The organism is Mesorhizobium sp. LSHC420B00, assembly GCF_000503055.1.
In the GTDB taxonomy this organism is placed as follows: Bacteria; Pseudomonadota; Alphaproteobacteria; order Rhizobiales; family Rhizobiaceae; genus Mesorhizobium.
The window spans coordinates 40,908-65,552 of the sequence record NZ_AYVY01000006.1 but is presented as its reverse complement, the minus strand read 5'-3'; the positions used below and the strand labels follow the sequence as shown (position 1 = coordinate 65,552).

The window sequence follows — 24,645 nt, the reverse complement described above, 5'->3', positions numbered from 1 at the left end:
AGGCAGTTGTGAAAGTTGCGATCATCGGACCAGGCTCGCTCGGGAAGGCCTTGGCGAAATGTCTTGGCCTCGCCGGGCACGAAATTCGCCTCAGCTTCAGTCGTGACGAAGGCAAGTTGCGCGCAATCGCGGCAACCCTCCGTGTCGGCTTCGGTGCCCCTGACGAAGTAGCGAGATGGGCCGACGTAATTGCCCTGGCGACGCCATGGCCGGCTCTCGAGTTGGCAATGGATGCGCTTGGCGATTTGTCGGGCAAGATCGTCTGGGACAATACCAATGCGGTCGCGCCGGATCTTTCCACGATGCTGGTCGGCACTACGACGTCGGTAGGCGAGGAGGTTCAGAGGCGCGCGCCGGGCGCGCTTGTCGTCAAGTGCATTCCGACCTTTGCCGAATTGCTTGACAGGGATGATCCGCGTCTCAACGGCGATCCGGTAACGAGCTATGTCGCCGGCAATGACGCAGATGCCAAGGCGGCGATTTGCCGGCTTCTCGCCGATCTACCGACAATGCCGGTCGATGTCGGCGATCTCACGGCCTCGCGCCTGATCGAGCCGATGATGCTGCTATTGGTCCAACTCGCCTATCGGCGCGGGATGGGGCCGAGAATTTCCTTCAATCTCATTCGACAGGACGGACCGGTTCATGACTGATTATCTACCCGCGCGGCGCAAGGCGATTCCAGTAGGACGTCTGCTGATCGATGGCCAATGGCGCGATGCTGTCAGTGGCGAGACGTCGACGACTTTTGATCCGACCACGGAGGCGGCGATCACCAATATTGCGAAGGCTGGCGTCACCGACACAAGCGATGCCGTCGCGGCCGCGCGGCGGGCTTTCGAGCAAGGACCCTGGGCGCGGATGCATCATGAGGAGCGCGCGAAGGTCCTGTTCCGCATCGCCGATCTGTTGGACGAGCGCGCCGAGGATTTCGCGGTGCGCGAGGCGATGGACATGGGTATGCCCTATCGCGATTTCCGCGATATCATCATGCCGCACTGCTCGGGACTGTTCCGCTTTCATGGCGGGCTCGCCATGAGCGCAATGGACGGCGCCTATCGTACCAGCTACGAACCAAATATCAGGATCCTGACGCGGCGTGAGCCGCTCGGCGTGGTCGCTGCGATCACCCCGTTCAATTTTCCCCTCGCGCTGTCCTGTTCGAAGATCGCGCCGGCATTCGCGGCGGGTAACACGGTCGTTCACAAGCCTGCGACCGACACGCCCCTGACGGCCCTCGCCTTGGCGCAAGTCATCCTCGACGCAGGCGTGCCGCCAGGCGTCTACAATCTCGTCACCGGCCCAGGCGGCACCATCGGCGACGCGCTGGTCAACGATGCCCGCGTCGACAAGATCGCCTTCACCGGGTCGACCGCCGTTGGCCAGGGCATCATGCGCAACGGTGCCGGGACGATGAAACACCTGACCATGGAGCTCGGCGGCAAGAGTCCCAATATCGTTTTCGCCGATGCCGATATCGATGCCGGGATACAGGCAGCCTTCTGGGGCATCTTCTGGAACAAGGGCGAAGTCTGCGTGGCCGGATCGCGCCTGCTGGTCGAACGCGCCTGCTATGACGAGGTCGTCGAGAAGCTGAGCGCCATGGCGAAGTCGGCGACGCTCGGCGATCCGCTGGACCCTGCGACGATGATCGGGCCGATCGCGTCGCGCGGCGAGTATGACAAGGTCTTGAGCTATATCGAAGAGGGCAAGCGCACCGCGCGACTGACCGCGGGCGGCGGCACCCGCCAGGTCAACGGCAAGGGCCTTTTCGTCGAGCCGACTATCTTCGCCGATGCGACCAACGACCTAAGGATATCGCGCGAAGAGATTTTCGGCCCCGTCCTGCCGGTGATTCCATTCGACAGCGAGGAGGACGCGATCCGGATCGCAAACGACACGAGCTACGGGCTCGCCTCGGGCATCCAGACCAGCGATCTCGGCCGCGCCTTGCGGCTCGCCGACCGGATCAAGGCAGGCACGGTCTGGCTGAACTGCTGGCACAAGTACCATACTAATGCGCCGTTCGGAGGCTTCAAGATGAGCGGCTATGGCCGCGAGCAGGGCCGCGAGGCGTGGGAAAGCTACACCCAATACAAGACGATTTGGGCGAATCTTGGCGAACCAGTCGAGATGGCGCGATGAGCGTGCGTGATCCCAACCCACTCGACCCGCTGCATCCAAAGCGGGTCGCGATGGTCCTNGATGGCGCGATGAGCGTGCGTGATCCCAACCCACTCGACCCGCTGCATCCAAAGCGGGTCGCGATGGTCCTTTCAAACCCGGCTGTATCAACCACCACAGGCTGGCCGGTCGGGTTTTGGTGGAGCGAGTTAACTCATCCCTGGCTCGCCTTCACGGAGCGCGGATACGAAGTCGCGATCTTCTCGCCTGAGGGCGGCAAATGCGAGGCGGATGTGTTGAGCGACCCGCGTGATCCGTCCGGCTATTCGGATACGGATCTGATCTCGCTGGGTTTCCTGTCGACGCCGAAACTGGCGGCGCTGGTGGAGACGACCCGGCCCATCGCAGAGCTGTCGTTCGACGCGTTCGACGCGATCGTCGTCGCTGGCGGCCAGGCGCCGATGTTCACCTTCCAAGGCGCGACTGAGTTGCAGCGGCTGTTCGTCGCCTTTCTTGCGGCCGGCAAGGTCGCGGCCGCCTTGTGTCATGGCGTCGCGCTGCTGCGCTACGCGCGCCTCTCAACCGGCGAGCTGCTGGCCAAAGGGCGCACTGTCACAGGTTTCGCCAATGTCGAGGAAGACTTCGCCGATAATGCCGTCTGGGAGATGGGCGCGCTGCCGCACGGTACGCATCTGATGCCATGGCGGATCGAGGATGAGATGCGTGCGCTCGGCGCGAACTATATTCAGGCCGGGCTGTGGCGCGATTTTGCCGTGCGCGACGGCAATTTGATCACCGGCCAGCAGAACTTCTCCGGAGCTGCGACCGCCCGTCTTGTCATCGAGGCGCTCGGTGGCTGAGGACCAAAGGCCGCTCCTGTGGGTGAACTTCGGGAGTCAAACTCGCGGTCAGGACAGCGATGCCAAACGACATCGGCCCAATAGATTCGGGGCCCGTCCAAGAACTCCACTTCAAACAACCACTATCAGCAGCGAGGATGAACCATGGCCGTAGTGACGACACTTGATATTGCCGGCCTGACGGCCGAAGATTATAGCCGCATCCTCGATCGGATCGGCGTGGAGAAACGGCCCGCTGGCGGCATCTACCAGCACATCGCGCATGCCACCGACGATGGCTATCGCATCATCGAGATATGGGACGACAAGGCAGGCCTGGAACTCTTCTTGCAGGACACATTGTTTCCCGCCGCACAGGAACTGCAAATTCAGCGTGAAATGACCATTATGACCCAGACACTGCACAACATCTTTGTGCCCCGGATCGGTGACCTGACTGCCCTGGCAAATGATGCCCCTGGTGGACCAGTCAAACGGGCAAAAGTGTAGGCGTCAAGGATCGAGGATGCGGCGATCGATCATCGAAGTCCTGGAGGAACTTGCGTCCGGACGCCCGGTACAACGATGGTGACCGCGGCAAGTGCAAAGAGGTTGTTCTTTCCTGCCGGCGACTATCGCCATGCACCGGCCGGAGTCGTTCAGCTGCGTGTGATTCGCAGCGGTTCATCCTATGCAGAGATCGATCTTGGCCGCGGGCTGCGGCGCGTCTTCACGCGCCCCGGTGATCTGCTGCTCAGTCTTCCCGAGCGGGCCACGCGGTTCAAGATCGAGGAGCCGCGAGAGCTGACGATGATCACCGTTGACTCCGCGCTGGCGTCAAGGCTCCTGGTATCCGCAGCCGGGACCCTTGAGGACCTGGTGATCCTGACCGATCGACCGATACGCGATTCGCTGGTGGCCGAGTTGTGCCGACGCCTCGAAGGCGACCCGCCAGCCAATGCCATCGTCCGTGAATGGACGCTGGGCCTGATTTTCGTGAACCTGCTCCGTCTCGGGCATGCACGCCAGCGGCGGCAGAAATCTCCGCTCCTGACCTCGCAGCGGTTCGACCGGGTCCTCGCTGCGATTGACGGCGATCTGGAAAAGGGGATCTCGATCGACCATCTTGCCGGAATCTCGGGAATGCCACGACGCGTCTTCACCGCCGCCTTTCGCGAGGCGACGCAATTGCCGGTACATCAATTCATTTTACGCCGCCGCGTTGATCGCGCGGTCGAGCTTTTGGAAAATAGCGATCTGCCGCTGGCCGAGATTGCTCAACATGCGGGTTTCACTCACCAGGCCCATATGAATCGCGTCGTGACCCGATTGAAAGGGCTGTCGCCAGGCCGGCTGCGGTCTCGCAGGCGCGAGGGCTGACTTGTGATCTATTCCATCATCAGAATTCGAATAGCGGAGACGTGATTTGCTGAAACGTCCGTTGGCTAAAATGCCCGACAGTTTGCGTGCAGAGCTCGAGGCCGCAAATCTGATGCCTGCTTTCAAGCAACGGCCTCCCTATCAGCGCAATGATTACTTGCACTGGATCGCGCGCGCCCGTCACCCGGAAACACGCCGAAAGCGCATAAATCAGATGATTGAAGAGCTTACGAAGGGAGGAATCTACATGGGCATGCAATAAGAGCTGGCATCGCCACGAAGCTAGCAGGTCGGTCAACGATCATTTTCCAATCCGTCGCTTATCGAGATCTGATGCTTTCCGGATTGATCTTCACCGGTTTCCCGACGACTTTGCGTAGAGGGTGCAGAGAGCCAATAGTGACAATCGAACCTATCCTCCATTTTCGTTTGCGGCAGGTGGCCTTAATGATCGTGACATCGCAAAGCAGCAACGTGCTTGGCAGCACGTCGGGAAGGTGGCGCGTCTGGTCGCTCTCGGACGGTTACATCGAGATGCCGGCGGACCTTCTGCGGGATCCGCAGGATAATCCGGTGCCGCAAGCTGCGCAGGCAGGGGCGCTTCGCCTGTCTGTCAATTGCTTCGCCCTTGCAGGTCCAGGCGTTGACGGCGTTCTTATCGACAGCGGAGGAGGGGGCTGGGCCCCGACAGTGGGGCGTCTTGAGCAGGCCATGGCGGAAGCCAGGATTGACCCGGCTTCGATCACGGTCTTGGCGCTCACCCACGCCCATCAGGATCATGTGCACGGACTTTTGACCCCCGACGGCCGAGCGCTCTTTCCAAACTTGAAGGCGATCGTAATTCCCGAGGCGGCTGTGGAGAGCTTTTTCGCTTACGCGCACCTTGCGCAGTTCCGGCCCCTGCTGAAGCCCGTCCAGAATGGCGACCAGGTGGGTGAGCGATTGAGGGCGGTCGCCCTGCCCGGTCATGCTGCCGGCCATACCGGCTACGCGTTCGACGCGGACGAGGACCGTTTCCTATTCTTCGGGGACATCGTTCATGTGCCGGCCTTGCAGTTCGGCAATCCCGCGTTCAGTTGGAGCTATGACGACGATCAGCTGACCGCGCGCGCAACCCGTCTAAAGGTTTTCAGTGACGCGGCCGAGGCGGGGACGTGGATCGCCGGCGCGCACCTTGGCTGGCCGGGCATCGGTCGCGTGGTGCGTAAGGGTGAAGCATACGGCTATGAGCCGGCTCGAGCGATGCCGCCGCGTTCAAAGTGATACCGCATCTTTCCCGTCGCGCTGTGCCTTGGCTAAACCTCGATCCCTGGCCATGAAATGCTCTATCACGGAGGAATGCGCTTTATGGGACGGGAGACGTGTTTGCCTGGCTCCAGCGCAGGACTTCAGCATAAGTAACCAACGCCCGATGCACCGCCGCCGAAAGCTCTTGCGTCACCTTCATTTTGGCACACGAAAAGATCAATTAAATCAACGGCAGCGGCATCTCGTCCGGCCCACCAAAGTATTCTTGATCCACTGCGGCCGATCGACACCTGAGGCTTACCGGAACGGCGTCTCGCCACGAAACAGCGGCTGGTGCGCCCGCATCAAGGCGACAATCCGGTCGGCGACTTTTCGTACCGGCGGCGAGTGACGTTCCTCGTGATGGGTGACGATCCATTGGTCGGTTTCGAGTTCGGGGATAGGCTGAGCGACGCGAACCAGCCGCGGATCACCGTCACCGACGAAGCACGGAAAGATCGAAAGGCCGGCGCCGGCGGCTACCAGTTCGCGCACCGAATGGGTGTTGTTGCCGCGAACGGCGATGCGGTCGCCGTGGTGGGCTTGCAGCCAGCGCGCCGAGGCAATGTTTGCCCCTTCGCCGGTGACGCCGACGAACAATCCGGCGGCGATGCCGTTGATCAGGTGGCGTCCGGAATAAATGGCGTGGGCGACCTTGCCGCTCAGACGGCCGGCCAGCCACTGCTCGGTCGGGCGCTCGCTGCGGATGCCGATGTCGGCGGCGCGGCGGCCGATGTCGACCCGGTCGGTGGTGGTGACGAGTTCCACCCTTATGCCATCATCGACCGTCCAGATCTCGCCGATATGGGCGGAAACGAAGGCCGAGGTCCATGGCCCAGCCGAGACGCGGACAATGCGGTCGGGCAGGTTTCCCTCGCGCCAGCGGGTCAGCGACTGCATTGCTGCCTCGACGTCTTCGGCGCGCCGCAGCAGTTCTTCCCCGACCGGGGTCAGCCGGTAGCCGGTCTGCTGGCGCACGAACAGCGGTTCGCCAATCTGCTTTTCGAGCGCGGTGACGCGTCGTCCAAGGGTGGCTGCGCTGAGGCGCGTGGTTCCCGTCGCTGCGCTCAAGCCACCCAGCCGCGCAACGTCGAGAAACAATCTCAGATCGTCCCAGACAATATCCATTTTGCAGAAATGAAAAACTCCTTGCGACCGTGGCTGTAGCGCGAAGCGGGCATCGCGCGCAAGTATGCAGGAATTGGAGGCGTTGGATAATCTTGCCTGACGGGACAGGGATAAGCGCCTCGGCTGGCCAAGAAGCGAGCGCCATCTTTTCGATCGAGCATGCGATTCGCGCAGATGCTTTGCGCTTTCGATCAACCCAGGCGCGCGGGCATTCTGCGCGCCAAAGGAGACGACCATGTTGTATGAACTTCGATACCGTTTCACCCGCTGGATTGCCTATCGCCAGACGCTTGCGAGCTTGAGGCAGGCCCCGGACAGCACACTGGTGGATGCTGGCATTTCCCGCGATGAGATCCGCGAGTGTGCCCGCCATGCCAGCCTGCGTCATTGAGGAAACGGGCATGGAGATGATGGAGCTTTGGGATGGCCGATCGGTGCCGCGCATCGGGATCGGCACCTGGGCAGCGGGGGGTGCCGCGCGCTGGCGCGACACGGCGACAATCTATGGCGAGGTCGACGATATCAGGTCGCAAGCCGCGCTGGCGATGGCCTATGACATCGGCGCGCGGGTGTTCGACACGGCTGCCGCCTATGGCGCCGGCAATGCCGAACTAATCCTCGGGCGGGCGTTGAAGGGTAAGGACGAAGCCGTCATCGTCACCAAGGTCGGCTATTTCGGCGATCCCGAAACGCGCAAGATCGCTCCCGAGGATGCCTCTGCCGCGGCGATCCGGACATCGATCGACAATTCGCGGCAGCGCCTGCAGCGCGATTTTATCGACGTCGTGCTGCTACACATCAACGAATATCCGATCGAACGCGCCGGCGAGGTGTTCGATACGCTCGGCCTGTTGCGCCAGGAGGGCAAGATAGGCGGCTTCGGCTGGAGCACCGATCACTGCGAACGGCTTGCGGCCTACGCGCCGCGCGAGGGTTTCGTCGCCGTAGAGAACGACTTCAATGTGTTTACCCCGGCGAACGAGCTGATGGCCGTTGCGGCGCGCGAGCACCTCGTCTCGTTCAGCAGGCTGCCGCTGGCAATGGGACTGCTCACCGGCAAATACACGCCGGCCATAAGGCTGCCCACCGATGACGTGCGCGGCGGGAATGCCGATTGGATGGTGTTTTTCAGGGATGGCGCCGCCAACCCGCACTATCTGTCAAGGCTCGCGGCAATCCGCGACCTGCTCACCTCGGGCGGACGCTCGCTTGCGCAGGGCGCGCTCGGCTGGATCCTCGCCAAGTCGGCAATCGCCTTGCCGGTTCCCGGCTTCACGCGGCCCGAGCAGGTCGCGGACAATCTCGGTGCGCTGGAAAAAGGGCCGCTGCCGGCAGCGGTGATGGCCGAGATCGACGCCGTGCTGAAAATTGCCGAGACCGCTTAGTGTTGCGAATCCGAAATTCGCATTGGTGATGATGCCGACCAACTTCGATCTCTCCGATCTCCGCCGGTATCTTATCTTCCCTTGGCCAAGCTTCCGTGGCGCAATTGAACAAAGACGGAGCGGCGGACCCGACTCCATTTGAAGGTCCGCCGCTCCGGGTTTTCAGATCACAAAGACTGATGCTGCCACGGGAAATGGATAGCGAGCTGCGCTTGAGCTGCGCCGCCGACTTCATCGCTGTCGATAGAGAGCGATCCGGTTGTACTGTCAAAGATGATGTGGTGGGAACCATCATCGGCGGCCGTATCAGCAGAGGAAGCATGCAATGAAAGCCCGCCCGACTTAAGCTCGGTAAGAGCGGGTTGATCGAGGTGGAGCTTGTCCTGGAGCTTGCTGAAGTCGAAGGCGTCGTTGCCTCCGTGGCCGGACATGATCTCGGCGGCGCCATTTTTTGCCTGGGCGCCGACATTTTCATCGGGCTGGACGGTCTGCGCGAACCCGTGGCGAACCAGGCTGGTTGCCGTTGTGTCGGACGGGTCGTTGGTCGGGAGAAGCTCCGAGCCGGCCGAAAGAGAATGGTTCAACGCAGCCAATATGCGGTCAACGCTGCTGCCCTCGCTTACCTTGTCGCCGGCACTATCGTGGGTGGTGTCAGTCGAACTGCCGTCGCTGGCAAGGAGGTGCGAAAGCGCGGTCTTGCTATCACTGCCATCGCTTGTGGTGGCGCCGGAAGCGGCGGTATCAGTCGAACTGCCATTGCCAGCGAGGAGGTGCGAGAGCGCGGTCTTGCCATGACTGCTATCGCTGATGGTGGCGCCGGAAGCGGTGGTGTCAGTCGAACTGCCATTGCCGGCGAGGAGGTGCGAAAGCGCGGTCTTGCTATCACTGCCATCGCTTGTGGTAGCGCCGGAAGCGGCGGCCGCCGTGGAACTGCCGTCGCTGGCGAGGAGGTGCGAAAGCGCGGTCTTGCCATGACTGCCATCGCTTGTGGAGGCGGCGGTGTCGGTCGAACTGCTATTGCCAGCGAGGAGGTGCGAAAGCGCGGTCTTGCTATGATTGCTATCGCCGGTAGTGGTCTCGGCAGGGGCAGTCGCAGTCGAACTGCTATCGCCGGTGATGACCCCGGAAGGGGCGGTGGCAGTCGAGGTGCTGTCGCTGGGGGTGGCCCCGGAAGGGGCGGTGGCAGTCGAGGTGCTGTCGCTGGGGGTAGCCTCGGACGGGGCCGTGGCAGTCGGGGTGCCATCGCCGGTGGTGGCCTCGGCAGGGGCAGTCGAGGCGCTATCGCCGGTGGTGGCCTCGGACGGGGCCGTGGCAGTCGAGGCGCTATCGCTGGGGGTGGCCTCGGACGGGGCGGTGGCAGTCGAGGCGCTATCGTTGGGGGTGGCCTCGGACGGAGCCGTGGCAGTCGAGGCGCTATCGCCGGTGGTGGCTTCGGAAGGGATGCTCGCCGTAGAACTGGGATCAGTAGCGGCGGCTTCGGAAGGAGCAGTCCCTCCAGTGTTGAGATTGTGTTCCCGGAAAACGGCCTGCAGTTCCGAAGAGCTCTCCAACGCTGTGTCGCCTCGCTGCGAACCCCAGGCGTATGCGTAGTCGAAGGCGGGTGACGGAACCAGCTTGGCCCAGTGCNCGAGATTGTGTTCCCGGAAAACGGCCTGCAGTTCCGAAGAGCTCTCCAACGCTGTGTCGCCTCGCTGCGAACCCCAGGCGTATGCGTAGTCGAAGGCGGGTGACGGAACCAGCTTGGCCCAGTGGTCCATCATGGTTTCCATCTGGGTGGCGGTGGGCACGACATATTTGCCACCCATGTCGGTGTTATAGTCGCCACCTCCAAACGTCTGGTAGCCTGGAATGATCTGGCTCGTCGGGATGCCCGATGCCTGAGCGGCGGCGACGAATTTGTCGATCATGTTGTAGTCGACCGCGCCATCCGTGCGGACAGGATAGACATCCACGCCGTAGTAATCGATACCCGTACTGGCGGGATTGTAGGTGTTCGAAAAATCTGGATTCGCCGACGTCCCCAGGCTCATCATCGTGATATAGGTCTTGGCATCCGGCACATTGGAATGAATCCAGTCGGATTCTGCCTTCAGATTTGCGGCAGAGGCGTAGGTACCCCATTGGCCGGTGGGATCCGGCTCGTCAACCAGGAAGAATCCGAACAGCTTTGGATTACCGATGAAGGGCGTGACCTTGTCGACAAAGGAGGAGGTTACTCCGTCGGTTTCGTTCAGATAGACCATGCCTTTCATACCGTCCGGCAGCGCATTGAGTTGGTCAACGGATGAAACGTCAGCCAGATTGAATCCGGCTTGAGCAATTTCCGTGCCCGATCCACCTGACGTGTAATGCAGAGTTGTCATCCAATATTCCTTTTTCTGTTTCGACAGCGCCCTACCTACAGACTGCGTATATTAGCGCCAAATCACATACCGGCACCCCGTGAGAGAAACTTTGATCGTAAGTTGATACACACAGTGCGACCTTCTCCCCGATAAGCCCTTCGATGCGGTGCCAGGTCGCAAGAGAGTCTTGCGCCATGTGCCGGACCTGGCGTGCGCTATTTGGAGTGCGCTTCGCTGCTCTTGAAGCCTCGTCATGCGGGGTGCTGGGGAATCGGCTGAGCCGTCAATGAAACCGGAAGCGGGACACATCCAGCGTGCCGTACAGCGTGCCAAGCCCGGATACCCCGGTGTTTCGCGATTAACGCGAATCTTTCTGGGACACCCGCCGAGCGCCTCTGATCACGATGTTCGTGCGGACGAGGTTGGCCGGATTGGCTGCGAGGCTGGTGCAAGGCGATATATCCCAGACACCAGAGCGCGAACGAGCGGCTTGCGTACCGGCGTCTCGATGAAGCGCCAGACGAGAAAAGAGGCAAGAAGAGTCCCGGCAAAGACAACGAAGAATGCGGCGTTCTTTCCGACATGCGGCGCCAGCGCGTTAAGCGAGATGTAGCCAATATACTGATGCAAAAGATACAGCGGATAAGTCAATCCTCCGAGCATCATGACAACCTTGGATGGAGCAATCACCGAGCGGAGCAGTATCGCGCCAGAGAAGACTCCGTAGATCACTATATTGGCGGCGAGGAGAGCAGGATACGAAATGGCAGCGCCAAAGTGCTCATGCATCCAGTTGTGAGAGAAGATTATGGTCTGGCAAGACACCAGGAATGCGACGGCAAGAAGCAGGAACGCAGCCGGCGAACGGCCCCTTGCAACGATGTCTTCCGCGAGGATGCCGGCGGCAAACAAAGGCGCATAGTTTGTAATAAAGAGAATGCGTATCACCGTGTTCTCAAAGAAGAACTCGTTGCTTGCCGAAATTGCGAGCCAGATGGCAGCGATAGGTATTTTCCAGCGCTGAAAGGCACCCGCAAAAATCAGCACTGCAACCCAGCCGTAGAACAGGATCTCGAGCATGATCGACCAGTAGGCCCCATCCATGGATGGTCTGCCGAAGAGGCGGGCGAACATAGAGAGATTGGCTACATAGGTCGCAATATCGGTCGGAAAACGCTGGTCTTTGGCGACGACGAGAACAACAAAAGTTGCGGTCATGCAGACAAGGAATCCGGGATAAAGCCGGGCGAAGCGGGCGACCGCGAATTCCTGCCAGGTTCGACCTTCGGCCGACCACGCGATGACGAAACCGCTGATCAGGAAAAACAGATTGACGCCGAGATAGCCATAGATGGCGTAAGGTGCTGCGGCAGGATATTCTACATCGAGACTTCCGGCGATCGCGCCGCCAAAAAGATAATGATAGAGCACGACCGCGAGGGCTGCGGCCAAGCGCAGCAGGTCGAGTGATGCCATGCGCGCCGGAATGGCTTTGCCTGCCGGTTCCACAGCCATCTCCCGTCGCCGTTTCAGCTTTTGACACCCATCAGCGGCTTGATCCGCAATGCCAGTGCTAACGCGAAGGCTGCAAACCGGCGGCAGGCCACGCCTTTACCTTCTCAAGTACGAACAGCTGCTCGCAGGACAGGAACCGGAGGACGCTGAAAGAGCGTACCAGCTCGAGCCCCGCCTCTGCGAAATCCTGTCGTGCAACGTTAAGATTGACGGGATGAGGCGCCGACAGCCTTCCGGTGATTATCTTCCGCAGCCTTAGTCGCATTCTCTGGAGGCGGGTGCCAACGCCGTAGGATACGATCAGACGGCGGCTGGCAACGCGCGCGAGCTCCATGATAATGTCGCGCCTGAGATGTGGCGGGATAAGATGGATGAGGCGAAGACAGACCACCGTGTCAAAGCTTTCGTCAGCGAACGGCAGTTGCGTCACGTCACATCGGATGAATCCCCGAAATCCGGACTGACCTTCATATGCTGACTTAGCCAGGGCCATCATTTCCATTGAAATGTCTGCAGCCAGCACCTGACAATCATGCCGGCCCAGCACGCCAGCCAGCTTCCCGGTTCCGCATGGGATATCGAGCACCTGAGATGGAGGCGGGCTGCACCTCTCCAGCGCCTTGGCGATGCAGCGCTGCTCCCGTCGCGCAATGACGTAGGATGCAATTGTAGACAGCTTCAAGCGGCCTGCATATCCGTCCAGGTACCAGCTCGCAAAGCTCGGATCCTGATATCTCTGCTTTGTTGGGAGATCATAGGCCGCGGCCGCGACTTCGGCGTCGTAACTAGTAGGCATAGCGGCTGTAGCCCCTGCTGACGGATATGACTTGAGGTCCTCGCTCATCTGCCCGCTTTCATACGATTTCTCCTGAGATGGAATCGAAGATTTTTTGTCCAACCTATTCATTGGATGCCCCACCAAGCTGTTCTATTGGCGATAAAGGCGGCAAAAGATCAGTTCTGGGTGGGGCCATCGCAGAGGTAAGGTTTCCAGATGGCTGGGTATCTCGCATCCCCCGAACGGATGAGACATGCCGAACTTATGACTACTGAGCCCCGTGGAGGTGCGCTGGGGCATTGGGCTACTGCACAGCCCTGTCGGGGACGGAACGGCAAACGGATGGAAGGCAATCGGGAAGGATAGTGACCGAAACGCACTCCTTCCGTTCACGATTATGGCCTTCGTCGATATCCTAACGTGACCACACCGTCATTCATACGGATGGCGCGAATTCCTGGCTCGTCGGCTAGACATCCCGGGAAGAGATGGGCGTTCGCTTCAGCAAATGGACATAACATCACTGCCGGAAGGCTTCCCTCAGTCTGGATTGAAAGATGATCTTGGAGCTATTTGGGCCGTCCGGTGCTGGTAAGACGACGTTGGCGTGCGAGCTGGTGCACGTTCTGCGAGCTCAGGGCTACTCTGTTGTTTTGCAGACCGGCGACCGTCGACACCCGGTTAGAAGAGCCGCCTTCAAACTAGTCTCCGGCTTGCATTCAAAGTGGATTGGACAGCGTTCTCTCGGTGCAGAAGTGCTTAAGATCCTTCCACCCAAGAATGAGCTGTGGGCGGCTCGTCTGAACTGGCATCTTGAAGCTCTTCTACAAGCCTGGCGCGCGGCAATAGCGTCCAAGGACACGATCTCAATTTTTGACCAGGGTATGGTGCAATTCGTGTGCTCGCTGGTTTTGTTCAGCGGCATAACGGATCGTGAAAGGGTGTCGTGCGCCCTCGAGCTTCTACCCAAACCGGACCTGCTTGTCCGATTGCAGGCGCCACGAGAGATTCTAGAGGCGCGGTTGAGGGAACGCCGGCGTAATCTCGGCATCATTCAGAAGTTCCTCGAAGTTGATCTGCAGAGCAGTCTTGATCATATCGACCACGTTAATCTTATCGAGGAACAACTTGGATCGTTCCCGGTACCGACAACTTGCGTTGAAAGCTTAGATTCAGACGGGCTCGCTGCCGCCACCGAAATAATAGCGCGTGGAGTAATTGACAAGTTTGGCGCGGCGCGGGCGAAATTTAAAAGGGTTGAAGCTTAGAGAGATACGGTTTTGAAGCGTCGAGAAGAAGGTATCCAATAAAAACGGAAATCGAACTATTGAGACGGAACCGCGTGAGTTGACACGACATGCGCTTTTTTCGCTACCAAATTGTCTTGGCGTTGACGCTAGCTGCCAGCGCGACATCCATAGATCTGCGCGGAGCGGTGAGTGAAGAGGATGTGGCATCGACAAAGTTCGTCGCGCCGGTGGCCATGGACCTGCCTGATTACCTGCACCCGGCGAAGGATGCGGCATTTGGCACAACTTTCACGCGAATAACCAAACCCGGAATCCTCGGCGCCGGCGTCGCATGCGGGAGCAAATATTGCAGCCACCGCTATTCGAGCGCTCAGGCCTGGAATTCGGATCAGAGCCTTCTTGTCATCAGCAACGGCTGCGGCGGCTTATGCTTCCTGGATGGGCGCACCTACGCTCCGCTTTTTCGCCGTGTTCGATCGATCGAATGCGAATGGCACCCTCGCGATCCCGACCTGATGATCTGCGTCGGTGGTCGGAAAATCTCGACGTGGGCGCCACGCACCAATCATGAGGAGGTCCTGTTTGTTTCGACTGACAGTAGCGATCTCCAGTTCGGCCCTTATAAAGGGAATCCGAGCCGTGACGGCAGCCGTATAGCCGTGCGCGCGGTTCGCGGGGACGGCAAAGCGGTCGTCTTTGCCTACGATCTCAAACAGCGGCGGAAGTTTCCGGAAATCGATCTCGCACAGCTTGTCGGGACCAACAGCGCCTGCTCAATCTCGCCGCTAGGCGTCAACATCTTATGCATTCAGTACCTAAAAGACGAAACTGAACAGACGTTCATCTTTTCGGTTGACGGCGTTCTGCGCCAAAAATGGACCGAGCATCATCGGCCTGGCCATGGGGACATGACGGTCGATGCCGACGGCAGCGAAATCTATGTGGGGATCAGTAAATCCGATCCAGACATATTCCAGGTGATCAAGCGAAGGCTGTCAGATGGGAAAGTCACCTCGCTGATGAGATATGGCGAAGCACAGCATGCATCGCTCAGGTCACTGGACAGGCCGGGTTGGGTGTTCCTTAGCTATTCCGGCGACCCGGACGAAGTATCGAAATATCCGAATTGGGCGCCGTATGCGCGGGAAGTCATCGCGCTGCGCATCGACGGCAGCGGAGAGGTTCGACGTATTGTGCAGACGAAGAACGCTCCATTCGACTACTGGAGTGAGACCCACGCCTCGCCGTCCCCAGACGGTTCACAGGTGGTCTGGTCAAGCAATTGGGGAGTACCCGGCGGTCCGGTTTACGATTTCGTCGCCCGTATTGACTGGCCGGAACGGTCAAACACTGGCTCGAGAGCATTAACCGCGAGCGGTCTTCAATAACGAAACCTTCCGGTCACCTATCACGGTTGTCTCCGATCGTGCTTACCCATTGTGCGTTCAACACCTCACCTCCAACTTCGCCGCCACGCAGCTCCGTTCAATGTCAATTCATTCAAACAGACGACGACAGGTGGCCAAGCCTGCACCTACCGTGAAAGTGCAGTTTGCAAGGCTTATGACACTTGCCGGAACTCTACGATTTACAGAAATGACTCGAACGTCGGGTGATGGCTTTTGTGCGAAAGACGCTCGCGTCGGAGCCGAGAAAGGAATAGCAGATGGATGCGGATAGGCGAGCCGAAGAGAATGCCTCTTTCAATCCTGAGTTGTTGAAACGGTTAGTATGCCCAGTGACCAAAGGCTCACTTGCCTGGGATGGGGATCGCGACGAACTCGTATCGAAGAGCGCAGGACTTGCCTACCCGGTACGCGACGGCATTCCGATCCTGCTAGCATCGGAGGCACGGGCGATCATCTCCCGCGTGGTCAAACTTCGCGCATCCAGAGGATGAGCTAGCCGCGCAAATTAGGCGGCATTCCGACGGCAACCAGCACCAAGACAGGAAAGTGCCGCGGAGCGCGAGCCGTTTGTCAACGGACCACTCCGTGCTCGGGCATCTGGGCAGTGCCGACCTTTTTGATGCAACGCGCGGCTACCTGAACCGGCTGGGCACGGCGATCCGTTTCCGGGACACGGTGTGTGTCATTCAAACAGACGAGGACAGTGGCAAGGCCTGCCCCTACCGTGATCTTGGGCGTGATGGGTAACGAAACCAACACTATGAAAGCAAATTCAACGGCCGGCCACTTCGCGCGATCGGGCTACGGCGAACGGTCAGGAGACGCAGGATGAATCCGCACCTCGTGTGTGTTGGAGGCGAGGATCACGCCCTGCGAATCCCCTTCCTGATGTCGCTGCGAGAGAAGGGATTCCAGGTTACTGCGGTTTCGAGCGGCGGTGAAGCCGCATTCCTGCGGCATGGCATTCCGCATCGCAGCTACGGTTTCGACCGCTTTTCCAGCAGCAGCGGGGAATGGGCCGCCATCAAAACCATTCGAAAGCTGATGGCGGAACTCCGGCCGGATATTATCCAAAGCTTCGACACCAAGCCCAACCTGGTGACGCCACTTGCGGTGCGCGGGAGCGTTCCAGTCGTGCGCACAATCAACGGTCTGGGCTGGACGTTCTCGTCCCTGGAACCGCGCGCCCTGGCCCTGCGCCCAATCTTTTGCGGACTGCAATGGCTTTCGTCCTTATGGACGGCCGCTACGGTGTTCCAAAATCGGGACGATCAGTCATTCTTTGAACGCTACCGACTGATCATACGTGGCAGCGGACGAGTGATCCGCAGTTCTGGAATCGACGTCGATGCGTTCGCCATGGCAAGGCATCTTGGCCCGTCGGCGATGAAAATGCGCGAGGAGCTTGGGCTCCAATCCGCCGAGATCGTAATTTTTGTCGGCCGGCTAACTCGCCAGAAAGGCATCCCGACACTCCTCAAGGCAGTCCCTCGCATTTTGGCTGAAAGGCCCGATGCCCGTTTCGTGCTTGTCGGGCCATTGGAATCCGAGGGCCCATTTGCGGTGGACAAGGCGGAGATTGATCGACATGCGCCCCATGTCATCGCCTTGGGCCCACGACGTGACGTTCCTGCCCTGCTTGGCATGGCCGATCTGTTCGCCTTTCCGACACAATACCGCGAAGGGATTCCGCGCGTCCTGCTGGAGGCAGGGCTGGCAGGATTGCCTATCGTCGCCTCAAGGATGCCTGGCTGCAATGAGGTGGTCGAAGACGGATGGAACGGCCATCTCGTCCCACCGCACGATCCGAACAGCCTTGCGTGTCGAATTATAGACGTCTTGTCCGACCGCCGGAAAGGAAGGACCATGGGCGCTCGCTCTGTCGAGCTGGTCCGGACGCAGTTCTCGCTGCCCTGGGTGGTCGAGCAATATTGTGATCTCTACGACAATGTCCTTAGCGCCAAATCCCATGGCGGCTTCGCTCGACCGGCGTCGCCGGCGTTGCTTGAAGAGGCTGCTGTAAACCGCGCATTGGGTGGAGCGCGCCGATGATCCGCGACGCGTTGCTGGCCTGCGGCGTTGCGATGTCCTATGCGGCGCAGCTCACCATTCCGGGAGTGCCGCTCGGCTATGGCGAGCTGTTTCTCGCGCTTTGGATCATGCTGTCGATCGGCCGGGTGCTCGCCGGCGGTCACTTGGTAGTCAGGCCCGCCCTGATCCGTGTCGCGGGCTTCTGGCTGATCATGACGCTTGCTCTGGGGATTGGCACCATCGTCGGCTATCTGACCACGGTGCTGTACCTGTCGGTGGTGATGCACGATATGATAGCCTACCTGCTGCTGATCTGCGTCACCTGCCTAGCCGCCGCGGAGCCCGAGGCTGATCGTCATCTGCGCAGTACTGCGTGGTGGGTGGTCGCGATCGCGAATGCAGGCTTTATTGTTCAGCTGGCACTTGGATGGGGTTGGATCCACCAATCCGGCGTCGATCCGTGGTACTGGGATCGCTTCCGCGGCTGGTCCGAGAACCCGAACCAGCTCGCGCTCTATTGTGCACTCTTTGGCCCATTCGCCTTGCATCTTGCGACGACCACTAGCAATCCGTGGGCGAGATTGGCCGGGCTCAGCAGCCTTATCCTGACCATCTATATCGGAAGGCTGACGAAGAGTGATACCTATCTGTACACGACGGTCCTGGCCTGCCTGATATTTCTTGGGCTGCGGGTTCGGACATGGCTCGCAACCGGTGACGGCAAGGCCAGCTTTTCCCGGCAAGTTACCCTCCTGTTGATGATTGGCTTCCTTCCGTTGGCCTTGTCGATGACGCCCTACATTCTCACGGAAGCGGGCAGCGTCGAACAGTTCGCCTTAAGTCTCACCAAGGACAAGGGCGGCGACGCGACCGCCGAAACCGCCGCACTTCGCCTCCATCTCTGGGGAGATGCATTGGGCAAGGGCCTGACGTCAGGATCCCTGGGCCTTGGTCCTGGGCCGCATCTGGAGCGCCCGCCCATTTCCTACAGCCAGTTTCTGCCCCGGCCTTTCGAGGCTCACAACACGATTCTCGATCTATACACTCAAGGTGGTTTGATTGCAGTCCTAGCCCTGGCCTGGATTGTCGGCGCGGCGGCTTTATGCGCATGGCGTGCAAAGCTCGATGCCCTGTTCGTGCTCGTCGTGTCGATCGTTATCTTCGGGATGCCACATCTGATCATCCGCCATCCAATCGTGTGGTTTGCGCTGACCATTTGCCTTGTTGCCGGAACGCCGCAAACGGTTTCGGCAACCTCGAGCGACCGGAGGTGATGGCATGTGTGGGATTGCCGGAATTCTCCTTGCACCCGATGCAGCCAGTGCCAGGCCGCTCACGGCCATAGGGCAGATGACGACGGGCCTTCGTCATCGCGGGCCTGATGGTGAAGGCTTCTGGGTCAACCGTGAAGCCGGCATCGCCTTCGGCCACAGGCGTTTGGCTATCGTCGATCTATCGGAGGCGGGACGCCAACCAATGCATTCGGCAAGTGGCCGATATGCCATTACGTTCAACGGCGAGATCTACAATTTCCGCGATCTGCGCCGCGAACTTGAAGGCGCTGGCCATCGGTTCCGTGGCGCCAGCGATACCGAAGTCATGCTGTGCGCAATCGAGAGTTGGGGTCTCGACACCGCACTGACGCGCCTCGCTGGCATGTTCGCATTTGGATTGTGGGATCTGAAGACCAGGACCCTCCATCTCGCCCGCGACCGAATGGGCAAAAAGCCGCTCTATGTTGCTGCAACACGCGATGCGCTTGTTTTTGCCTCCGAGTTGAAGGCGATCAATCGTTTTCCAGGGTTCTGTCAGGAGCTCGATCTCGACGCGGCTGCGACGATGCTTTCGAAGGGATGGGTGCCGGGTAACAGTTGCATCTGGCAAGGCGTATTCAAGTTACCTCCTGGCTCGGTTCTGTCTGTGACGGCGGCAGATTTTGCCGAGGCGCGCAGTGCCGCATCCCTTTCGCAACGCGTCCGACACTGGTGGTCGCTGCCTGAAGTCGCCGCGAACGGTCGACTGAATCCAATCGCCGGCACCGACGAAGAACTGACCGACGAACTCGACGACCTGCTGCGACTTGCCGTTCGGGAACGCATGGTAGCCGATGTGCCGCTGGGTGCCTTTCTGTCTGGTGGCATCGACAGCTCCGCCGTTGTGGCGCTGATGCAGGCTCAGTCGCCGAAGCCGGTGCGCACATTCACGATTGCTTTCGGAGAAGGCGGGTTTGATGAGGCTCCCCACGCCGCGGAGGTTGCGCGGCATCTGGGCACCAATCATACTGAACTACACCTTTCGGCCGCCGCTGCGCGCGAGGTCATTCCAGAATTGCCGCAGATCTGGGACGAGCCGTTCGCCGACGAATCGCAGATACCAACTTTGCTGGTGGCGCGGCTCGCCCGCCAGCATGTTACCGTGGCCCTGTCAGGCGACGGTGGCGATGAATGCTTCGCCGGTTACGCCCGCCACTTCATGGCGGCGCGGTTGAAACGACAGCATGCGCTGCCGTCGCCGCTGCGTCACACGCTTGCTGCAGGGGTCGAATTGCTGGCCCGTGCGGCGCGCTACGATCTCGTCAGCAAGCTGCCGCTTTCGGCGAGTGCACGGCTCGCGCTGCGGAGCGATCGGCTGCACCGCCTCGCTCGGCTGCTCGCCGCAGCAGATGAGGACGAATTGTATCAACGGCTGACCGGAGTATCGACCGAGAGCCTCACACTCCACAAGCCGCCCACATCAATTCAAGAGTCACCCCGGCTTGATGGCCTGCTGTCCCGTCTCTTGTACGACGACATGGCCGGCTACCTGCCCGACGATATACTGGTGAAGTTGGACCGTGCCAGCATGGCCAACAGCCTCGAGGGCCGGTGCCCGCTTCTCGACCATCGGGTTGTCGAATTCGCTTGGCGGCTGCCCGCACATGCGAAGGTTCGCAATGGCAAAGGCAAGTGGATACTTCGTCAGTTGCTGAGCCGCTATCTTCCGCAACGGCTGATCGACCGGCCGAAGCAGGGTTTCGATGTTCCCATAGCGGTCTGGCTGAGAGGCCCGTTGCGCGACTGGGCCAGCGATCTGGTCGCCGATATGCGCCTCTCCGGAGATGGGATCTTCGACTTTGCGAAGGTCGCGATGTGCTGGCGCGACCACCTTGACGGAAGACAGGACCATTCTCGTGATTTGTGGCCCGCATTGATGTTCCAGGCCTGGCGCAACGAGGCCGGGCGGCCCCCAGGGCCGGCAACGGGCATGTCTACAGTGCTCGAACTGACAGGAGTATAAGATGGAAGGTTCCATAGTCAGCCGCATTCACCTTCCGCGCGCCACTGAAATGCACGTGCCGACGCGCGAGATCAACCCGCGCATGAGGCCATTCCTGCGCGAACAGATCGACGCGCAGACCCCCTTCCATCAACTCCTTATTACCGTCGCGAGGAGAAAATGGTTCCTGCTTGCAATGGTGATTTTGGGCGGTGTGTTGGCTGGGCTTGCGGGTTTTGCGCGTCCCGTCCTGTTCGAGTCGACCGCACAGGTGATTGTCGATGCTCCTGGCAGGAATGCGGCTCCCGGAGGCGCAGATTCTGCGCAGGAGATGCTGGATGCGAGCATTGATGACCACTTAACCATGCTCTCTTCGCAGGGGCATCTGCGTCGCGTGGTGGCAGCCCTGCGCAAGACGGAGGTTGGTAACATTGCTGAGCAAGGGGATGTCGTAACCGGAAATTCACGCCCCGCTCCGGCCGGCGGCGACTTGCAGAACATACGCACCTTCGCAGCCGGTCTGCTGGAAAGCATTTGGCCGCAGGGCAAGCCGGCGGCCGCCGATGAAGACGAACTCAAGGCATTACGGAAGGGCATGAGGGTTGGACAGGAACTGCGATCAAGAGTGATCACGGTCGGCTTTACCGACAACGATCCGGCGCGAGCCGCCCTTGTGGCCAATACGTTCGTCCAAGTATACATCGACGATCTCGCACAGAAGCGCAGGGCGTCAGACAGACTGGAACTCGCCTCGATCGTCGCTAGCCTACCGGTCGTACAAAGCGACTTGGCGAAAGCAACCGACCGCCTGGAAAAGTATCGGCTGAGCCATGGCGCGGTCGATCAAGGTGCGGCGGACAACGCTGCCAAGGAGACAGCCGAGCTCAGCCAGCAGATATCTTTGTCGAAGGCGGATCTCTCCGCAACGGAATCTCGCCTTCAACACATCGAGGCTTTGCGAAAGGAAGGAGCATCGGTCGCGGCGCTCGCCGAAGCGATCGGGTCACCGGTACTGGCCGACATGGCGGCTCGCCAAGCCAACGACAATGCGGATGCGGGCCTGAGTACTGCAATCAACCGCGAGATCGAACAAGGCACTGCTCGCATTGCTGCGGAGGCGAACATCTACCGTGCCCAGATTGCGGCTCTGGAGGGGCGCAAGAATGTGCTTGATGCGGTGGTGGCCGACACAGCCGGCCGGCTTTCCGGCTTGCGTGCGCTCGAGCCGCAGGTCAGCATCTTGACGCAGCGATACAACCAGCTACTCACGCAACAACAGGATCTGGTGCAGCGTATCGCAACTCCCTTGCCCGGAGTCTCGATCCTTTCAGCGGCGTGGCCGCCGACGAATCCAAAAACCCTGCCGCCCATCTTCCTTATTCCGCCCGGCATGATCGTGTTTGGTCTCATTGGCGGGATCTTCGTGATGGTCCGCAGCCGCCTCAATCAGACCTTGTGCGGCGAGGCCGAAGCTGAAGCCGCGCTCAGGGTCCCATGCCTGGGGCTGATACCGGAAGCGCCCACAATACACGCGAAACGACTACAGCAGCTGGTTCTTGGCCAACGAAAGTCCAGCTACAGCCGAGCCATCACTTCCCTCCTCGTCACCGTGACACTCAACAAGGCGAGGGGCCGCGCTTCGCACGTCATCCTCGTAACGTCCAGTATCCGGCATGATGGCAAGACCGAGCTTGCATGGAGCCTGGCGTTGGCAGCTACCCGACTTGGGGGACGAGTGCTTTTTCTCGATCTTGACAGCACGGGCGCCCGCCTCACGAACGAGTTCCTGAACGAATTCGGCGCGCTCCGGCCGCATAAATCCTTTGGAGACTATATGAACGACCGTTGTCCCCTGCACGACGCGGTCACGGGAATGCCTGAAATTGGAATCGACTTCATGGCGCTGGCACCATCAGAGGATCTGCTGCCGCAGCTGTCGATGATCGACGGATCCCTGGTCACAGATGAGCTGCGCTCAATCTACAGCGTCGTCATTATAAATGGACCGCTGGGACTTGGAGGACCTGAGGCCAGGCTACTGACGGGCTGGGCTGACGTGGTTCTGTTCGCCGTTCGCTGGGGCAGGACGCGTCGCAGCATCGCGCGCGGTGTTCTGCAGCTGCTGACGGAGGACGAGACGGCTCAGGTCCCCGTAGGCAGCGTTCTCACGCACGTCAATCTACAGAAACACGCTGGCTATCGGTTTGGGGACAGCGCAGATCTCTTGCTCGAGAGAACATCATGAGTGTCACATGCGGGCTTCCGCGTAACGACCGTCGCGGCAGTCAGTCTGTCGAGCGGAAGATAATATCGAAGAGTTCGCAGACCGGAGCTGGGCCCGCCGGCGCAAGAGACATCGACGATTGCAGCGATCCGAAGCTCGCCCGCTTCCCTGCGGCCTCCGTTGCTCCAACAAATATGGTTTTGCCGCACAAGGAGGACACGGGCCGGGGTCTCGGCTATGCCAGCATCTTCGCTCTTTTGGTCTATATCGGGGGTGCGGGCTTGACCAGCTTGGCGCAGTTATTGATTGCGCGCATCGTTGGCTCCACCAGCTATGGCATCTACTCCTATGTTCTGGCCTGGACCTCGGTGCTTGCCTATCTTGCAACGCTTGGGTTCCATGTATCCTTGCTGCGTTTCGTCTCCGCCTACAGTGCCAAAGGGCGGCTTGACCTGGTACACGGGGTAATCAGGTTTGCTCTGCAAAGGTCGCTGGCGGCAGCGACACTATTCGGCATCATTGGCGCCGCCTTGGTCTTGTTCTTTTCGGATTCTTCTCACAAGGAGCTTCAAACCAGCCAGCTGCTAGGCATGGCAGCAGTGCCTTTGGTCACCGCCTACGCGTTGGGCGCAACACTTGTTCGTGCTTTCGGCGGCGGTGTCTCGGCCCTCATGCCGGAACGCATCGTGCGCGACGGCCTATTGTTGACGTTGCTGGGAATGGCGGTCTTATCCGGATCATGGACCCCCAACGCACCCCTGGTGATGCAGGCGGTGCTGGCAAGTTCAGCCATCACGGTCGGCCTGGTGTTCATCATGGCGGCAAAATTTCAGCCGCCCGGCTTGCGGCAGGTTCAGCCAGGCGACGAGTCGCGGGAATGGTGGTCCGCGGTTCCGCCAATGATGCTCATGGCCGGGCTCGATGTTTTCATCAGCCGGGCCGGGGTCATGGTGCTGGGCTGGACGCATCACATTCGCGAAGCGGGCATTTTCGCCTTGGGATTGAACGTCGCATTGCTTGTGAGCCTTTCCCTGGTCGCTGTCTCGACGATGTTTGCGCCGACAGCGGCCGCCCTTCATGCCCGAGGCGATCGGATGGCTCTGCAGCAGCTGTTTTCACGGGCCGCCCTACTTTCCTCTGGCGGCGCCATAGCGATGGCCATCCCGATGCTTGCGATTATTGAACCTCTGTTGAGCTGGTTCGGCGGAGATTTCAGTACAGCGGCACCCGTCGCGCGGATACTCATTCTCGGATATGTCTTTGTCGCGCTATGCGGACCCCAGATGCTCCTCTTGATGATGACTGGAAACGAATGGGCGGCAGCCGCAACCATGATCGCCGGCGCCGCGGCCAGCATCATGGGCTGTGCCGCAGGAATTGCGCTCTACGGCGCGCCGGGCGCCGCAGTGGGCCTCGCGCTTGCGTTGGCGATTTGGAATGTGGCGATGTCGATTTATATCAGCAAACGGCTGAAAATTCTCCCTGGGCTGATCTTTGCGCTGGCGTCGCTCAGAACGCGCGCAGTCGAAGGCCAGCCGCCTCATTGGTTCCTGCGCTGATCTGATGTTATCGCGCCCGATACTCGACGGCATCAGCGTTCAGAAATTTCGAGTCCAAGATTGTGTCGGATAGAGGCTGGCGGGGGCGGCTTTGGGGCCGACACTCGCTTTATTCTCTGTCCGAAAAAATGCGAAA

21 protein-coding genes are annotated in these 24,645 nt (G+C 60.1%); 17 read left to right on the top strand and 4 right to left on the bottom strand.

Going from position 1 to position 24,645, the window contains the following annotated elements; all coding sequences use genetic code 11:
* Window positions 1–8: 8 nt before the first annotated feature.
* The 7 genes from X760_RS51590 to X760_RS51565 all read left to right on the top strand — a co-directional run bounded on the left by X760_RS51590 (window position 9) and on the right by X760_RS51565 (window position 5,606).
* Window positions 9–653, top strand: a complete 645-nt coding sequence (locus tag X760_RS51590) for an NAD(P)-binding domain-containing protein (protein ID WP_023718582.1) — start codon at window positions 9–11, stop codon at window positions 651–653.
* A complete protein-coding gene (locus X760_RS51585; RefSeq protein WP_023718581.1) occupies window positions 646–2,145 on the top strand; it encodes an aldehyde dehydrogenase family protein in 1,500 nt (499 codons plus the stop codon). The genes X760_RS51590 and X760_RS51585 overlap by 8 nt, the downstream gene beginning before the upstream one ends.
* Window positions 2,146–2,195: 50 nt before the next feature.
* A complete protein-coding gene (locus X760_RS51580) occupies window positions 2,196–2,984 on the top strand; it encodes a type 1 glutamine amidotransferase domain-containing protein (RefSeq protein ID WP_245278564.1) in 789 nt (262 codons plus the stop codon).
* Window positions 2,985–3,128: 144 nt separating this feature from the next.
* Window positions 3,129–3,473, top strand: a complete 345-nt coding sequence (locus X760_RS73640) for a hypothetical protein (protein WP_023718579.1) — start codon at window positions 3,129–3,131, stop codon at window positions 3,471–3,473.
* 75 nt (window positions 3,474–3,548) lie between these two features.
* Entirely contained in the window at window positions 3,549–4,343 is a 795-nt protein-coding gene (locus X760_RS51575) for an AraC family transcriptional regulator (protein ID WP_023718578.1), read from the top strand.
* A gap of 46 nt (window positions 4,344–4,389) precedes the next feature.
* Window positions 4,390–4,605: a YdeI/OmpD-associated family protein gene (locus X760_RS51570; protein WP_036244599.1), complete on the top strand. Its 216-nt coding sequence runs from the start codon at window positions 4,390–4,392 to the stop codon at window positions 4,603–4,605.
* A gap of 185 nt (window positions 4,606–4,790) precedes the next feature.
* Window positions 4,791–5,606, top strand: coding sequence for an MBL fold metallo-hydrolase (locus X760_RS51565; RefSeq protein ID WP_031193864.1), 816 nt, complete (start codon window positions 4,791–4,793; stop codon window positions 5,604–5,606).
* A 282-nt stretch (window positions 5,607–5,888) separates the two neighbouring features.
* Here the strand turns inward: X760_RS51565 and X760_RS0137645 are convergent, their stop codons facing one another.
* The gene (locus X760_RS0137645; protein ID WP_031193862.1) at window positions 5,889–6,758 is read right to left on the bottom strand and encodes a LysR family transcriptional regulator; all 870 of its coding nucleotides are present in this window, start codon (window positions 6,756–6,758) and stop codon (window positions 5,889–5,891) included.
* A gap of 235 nt (window positions 6,759–6,993) precedes the next feature.
* Here X760_RS0137645 and X760_RS74555 point away from each other — a divergent pair, with 235 nt between their 5' ends.
* Both X760_RS74555 and X760_RS51560 read left to right on the top strand, forming a co-directional pair.
* Window positions 6,994–7,149: a DUF1127 domain-containing protein gene (locus X760_RS74555; RefSeq protein ID WP_084642594.1), complete on the top strand. Its 156-nt coding sequence runs from the start codon at window positions 6,994–6,996 to the stop codon at window positions 7,147–7,149.
* Window positions 7,150–7,159: 10 nt separating this feature from the next.
* The gene (locus X760_RS51560; RefSeq protein ID WP_031193861.1) at window positions 7,160–8,143 is read left to right on the top strand and encodes an aldo/keto reductase; all 984 of its coding nucleotides are present in this window, start codon (window positions 7,160–7,162) and stop codon (window positions 8,141–8,143) included.
* 167 nt (window positions 8,144–8,310) lie between these two features.
* On the opposite strand, the gene X760_RS77880 is transcribed toward X760_RS51560, so the two are convergent.
* From X760_RS77880 to X760_RS51550, 3 genes are all read right to left on the bottom strand, one after another.
* A complete protein-coding gene (locus X760_RS77880) occupies window positions 8,311–10,506 on the bottom strand; it encodes a hypothetical protein (RefSeq protein ID WP_245278563.1) in 2,196 nt (731 codons plus the stop codon).
* A 381-nt stretch (window positions 10,507–10,887) separates the two neighbouring features.
* Window positions 10,888–12,003 (bottom strand): acyltransferase, encoded by a 1,116-nt coding sequence (locus tag X760_RS51555; RefSeq protein WP_023718572.1) that lies wholly within the window; start codon window positions 12,001–12,003, stop codon window positions 10,888–10,890.
* A gap of 58 nt (window positions 12,004–12,061) precedes the next feature.
* Window positions 12,062–12,910, bottom strand: coding sequence for a class I SAM-dependent methyltransferase (locus X760_RS51550; protein WP_084642592.1), 849 nt, complete (start codon window positions 12,908–12,910; stop codon window positions 12,062–12,064).
* Between the two features lie 428 nt (window positions 12,911–13,338).
* Here X760_RS51550 and X760_RS76240 point away from each other — a divergent pair, with 428 nt between their 5' ends.
* The 8 genes from X760_RS76240 (at window position 13,339) to X760_RS51515 (ending at window position 24,509) form a co-directional block, all read left to right on the top strand.
* A complete protein-coding gene (locus X760_RS76240) occupies window positions 13,339–14,049 on the top strand; it encodes an AAA family ATPase (protein ID WP_023718570.1) in 711 nt (236 codons plus the stop codon).
* 89 nt (window positions 14,050–14,138) lie between these two features.
* Window positions 14,139–15,419, top strand: coding sequence for a hypothetical protein (locus tag X760_RS51540; RefSeq protein WP_023718569.1), 1,281 nt, complete (start codon window positions 14,139–14,141; stop codon window positions 15,417–15,419).
* 278 nt (window positions 15,420–15,697) lie between these two features.
* Entirely contained in the window at window positions 15,698–15,931 is a 234-nt protein-coding gene (locus tag X760_RS74545; protein ID WP_084642590.1) for a Trm112 family protein, read from the top strand.
* Between the two features lie 337 nt (window positions 15,932–16,268).
* Window positions 16,269–17,492, top strand: a complete 1,224-nt coding sequence (locus X760_RS51535; protein WP_031193856.1) for a glycosyltransferase family 4 protein — start codon at window positions 16,269–16,271, stop codon at window positions 17,490–17,492.
* Window positions 17,489–18,745 carry a hypothetical protein gene (locus tag X760_RS51530; protein WP_023718567.1) on the top strand — a complete coding sequence of 419 codons (1,257 nt, stop codon included), beginning with the start codon at window positions 17,489–17,491 and terminating at the stop codon, window positions 18,743–18,745. The genes X760_RS51535 and X760_RS51530 overlap by 4 nt, the downstream gene beginning before the upstream one ends.
* A gap of 4 nt (window positions 18,746–18,749) precedes the next feature.
* Window positions 18,750–20,747, top strand: a complete 1,998-nt coding sequence (gene asnB, locus X760_RS51525) for an asparagine synthase (glutamine-hydrolyzing) (RefSeq protein WP_023718566.1) — start codon at window positions 18,750–18,752, stop codon at window positions 20,745–20,747.
* A gap of 1 nt (window position 20,748) precedes the next feature.
* Complete coding sequence (locus X760_RS51520; RefSeq protein WP_031193854.1) at window positions 20,749–22,971, top strand: exopolysaccharide transport family protein; 2,223 nt, start codon at window positions 20,749–20,751, stop codon at window positions 22,969–22,971.
* Window positions 22,968–24,509, top strand: a complete 1,542-nt coding sequence (locus X760_RS51515; RefSeq protein WP_051409648.1) for a lipopolysaccharide biosynthesis protein — start codon at window positions 22,968–22,970, stop codon at window positions 24,507–24,509. The genes X760_RS51520 and X760_RS51515 overlap by 4 nt, the downstream gene beginning before the upstream one ends.
* Window positions 24,510–24,645: the final 136 nt, after the last annotated feature.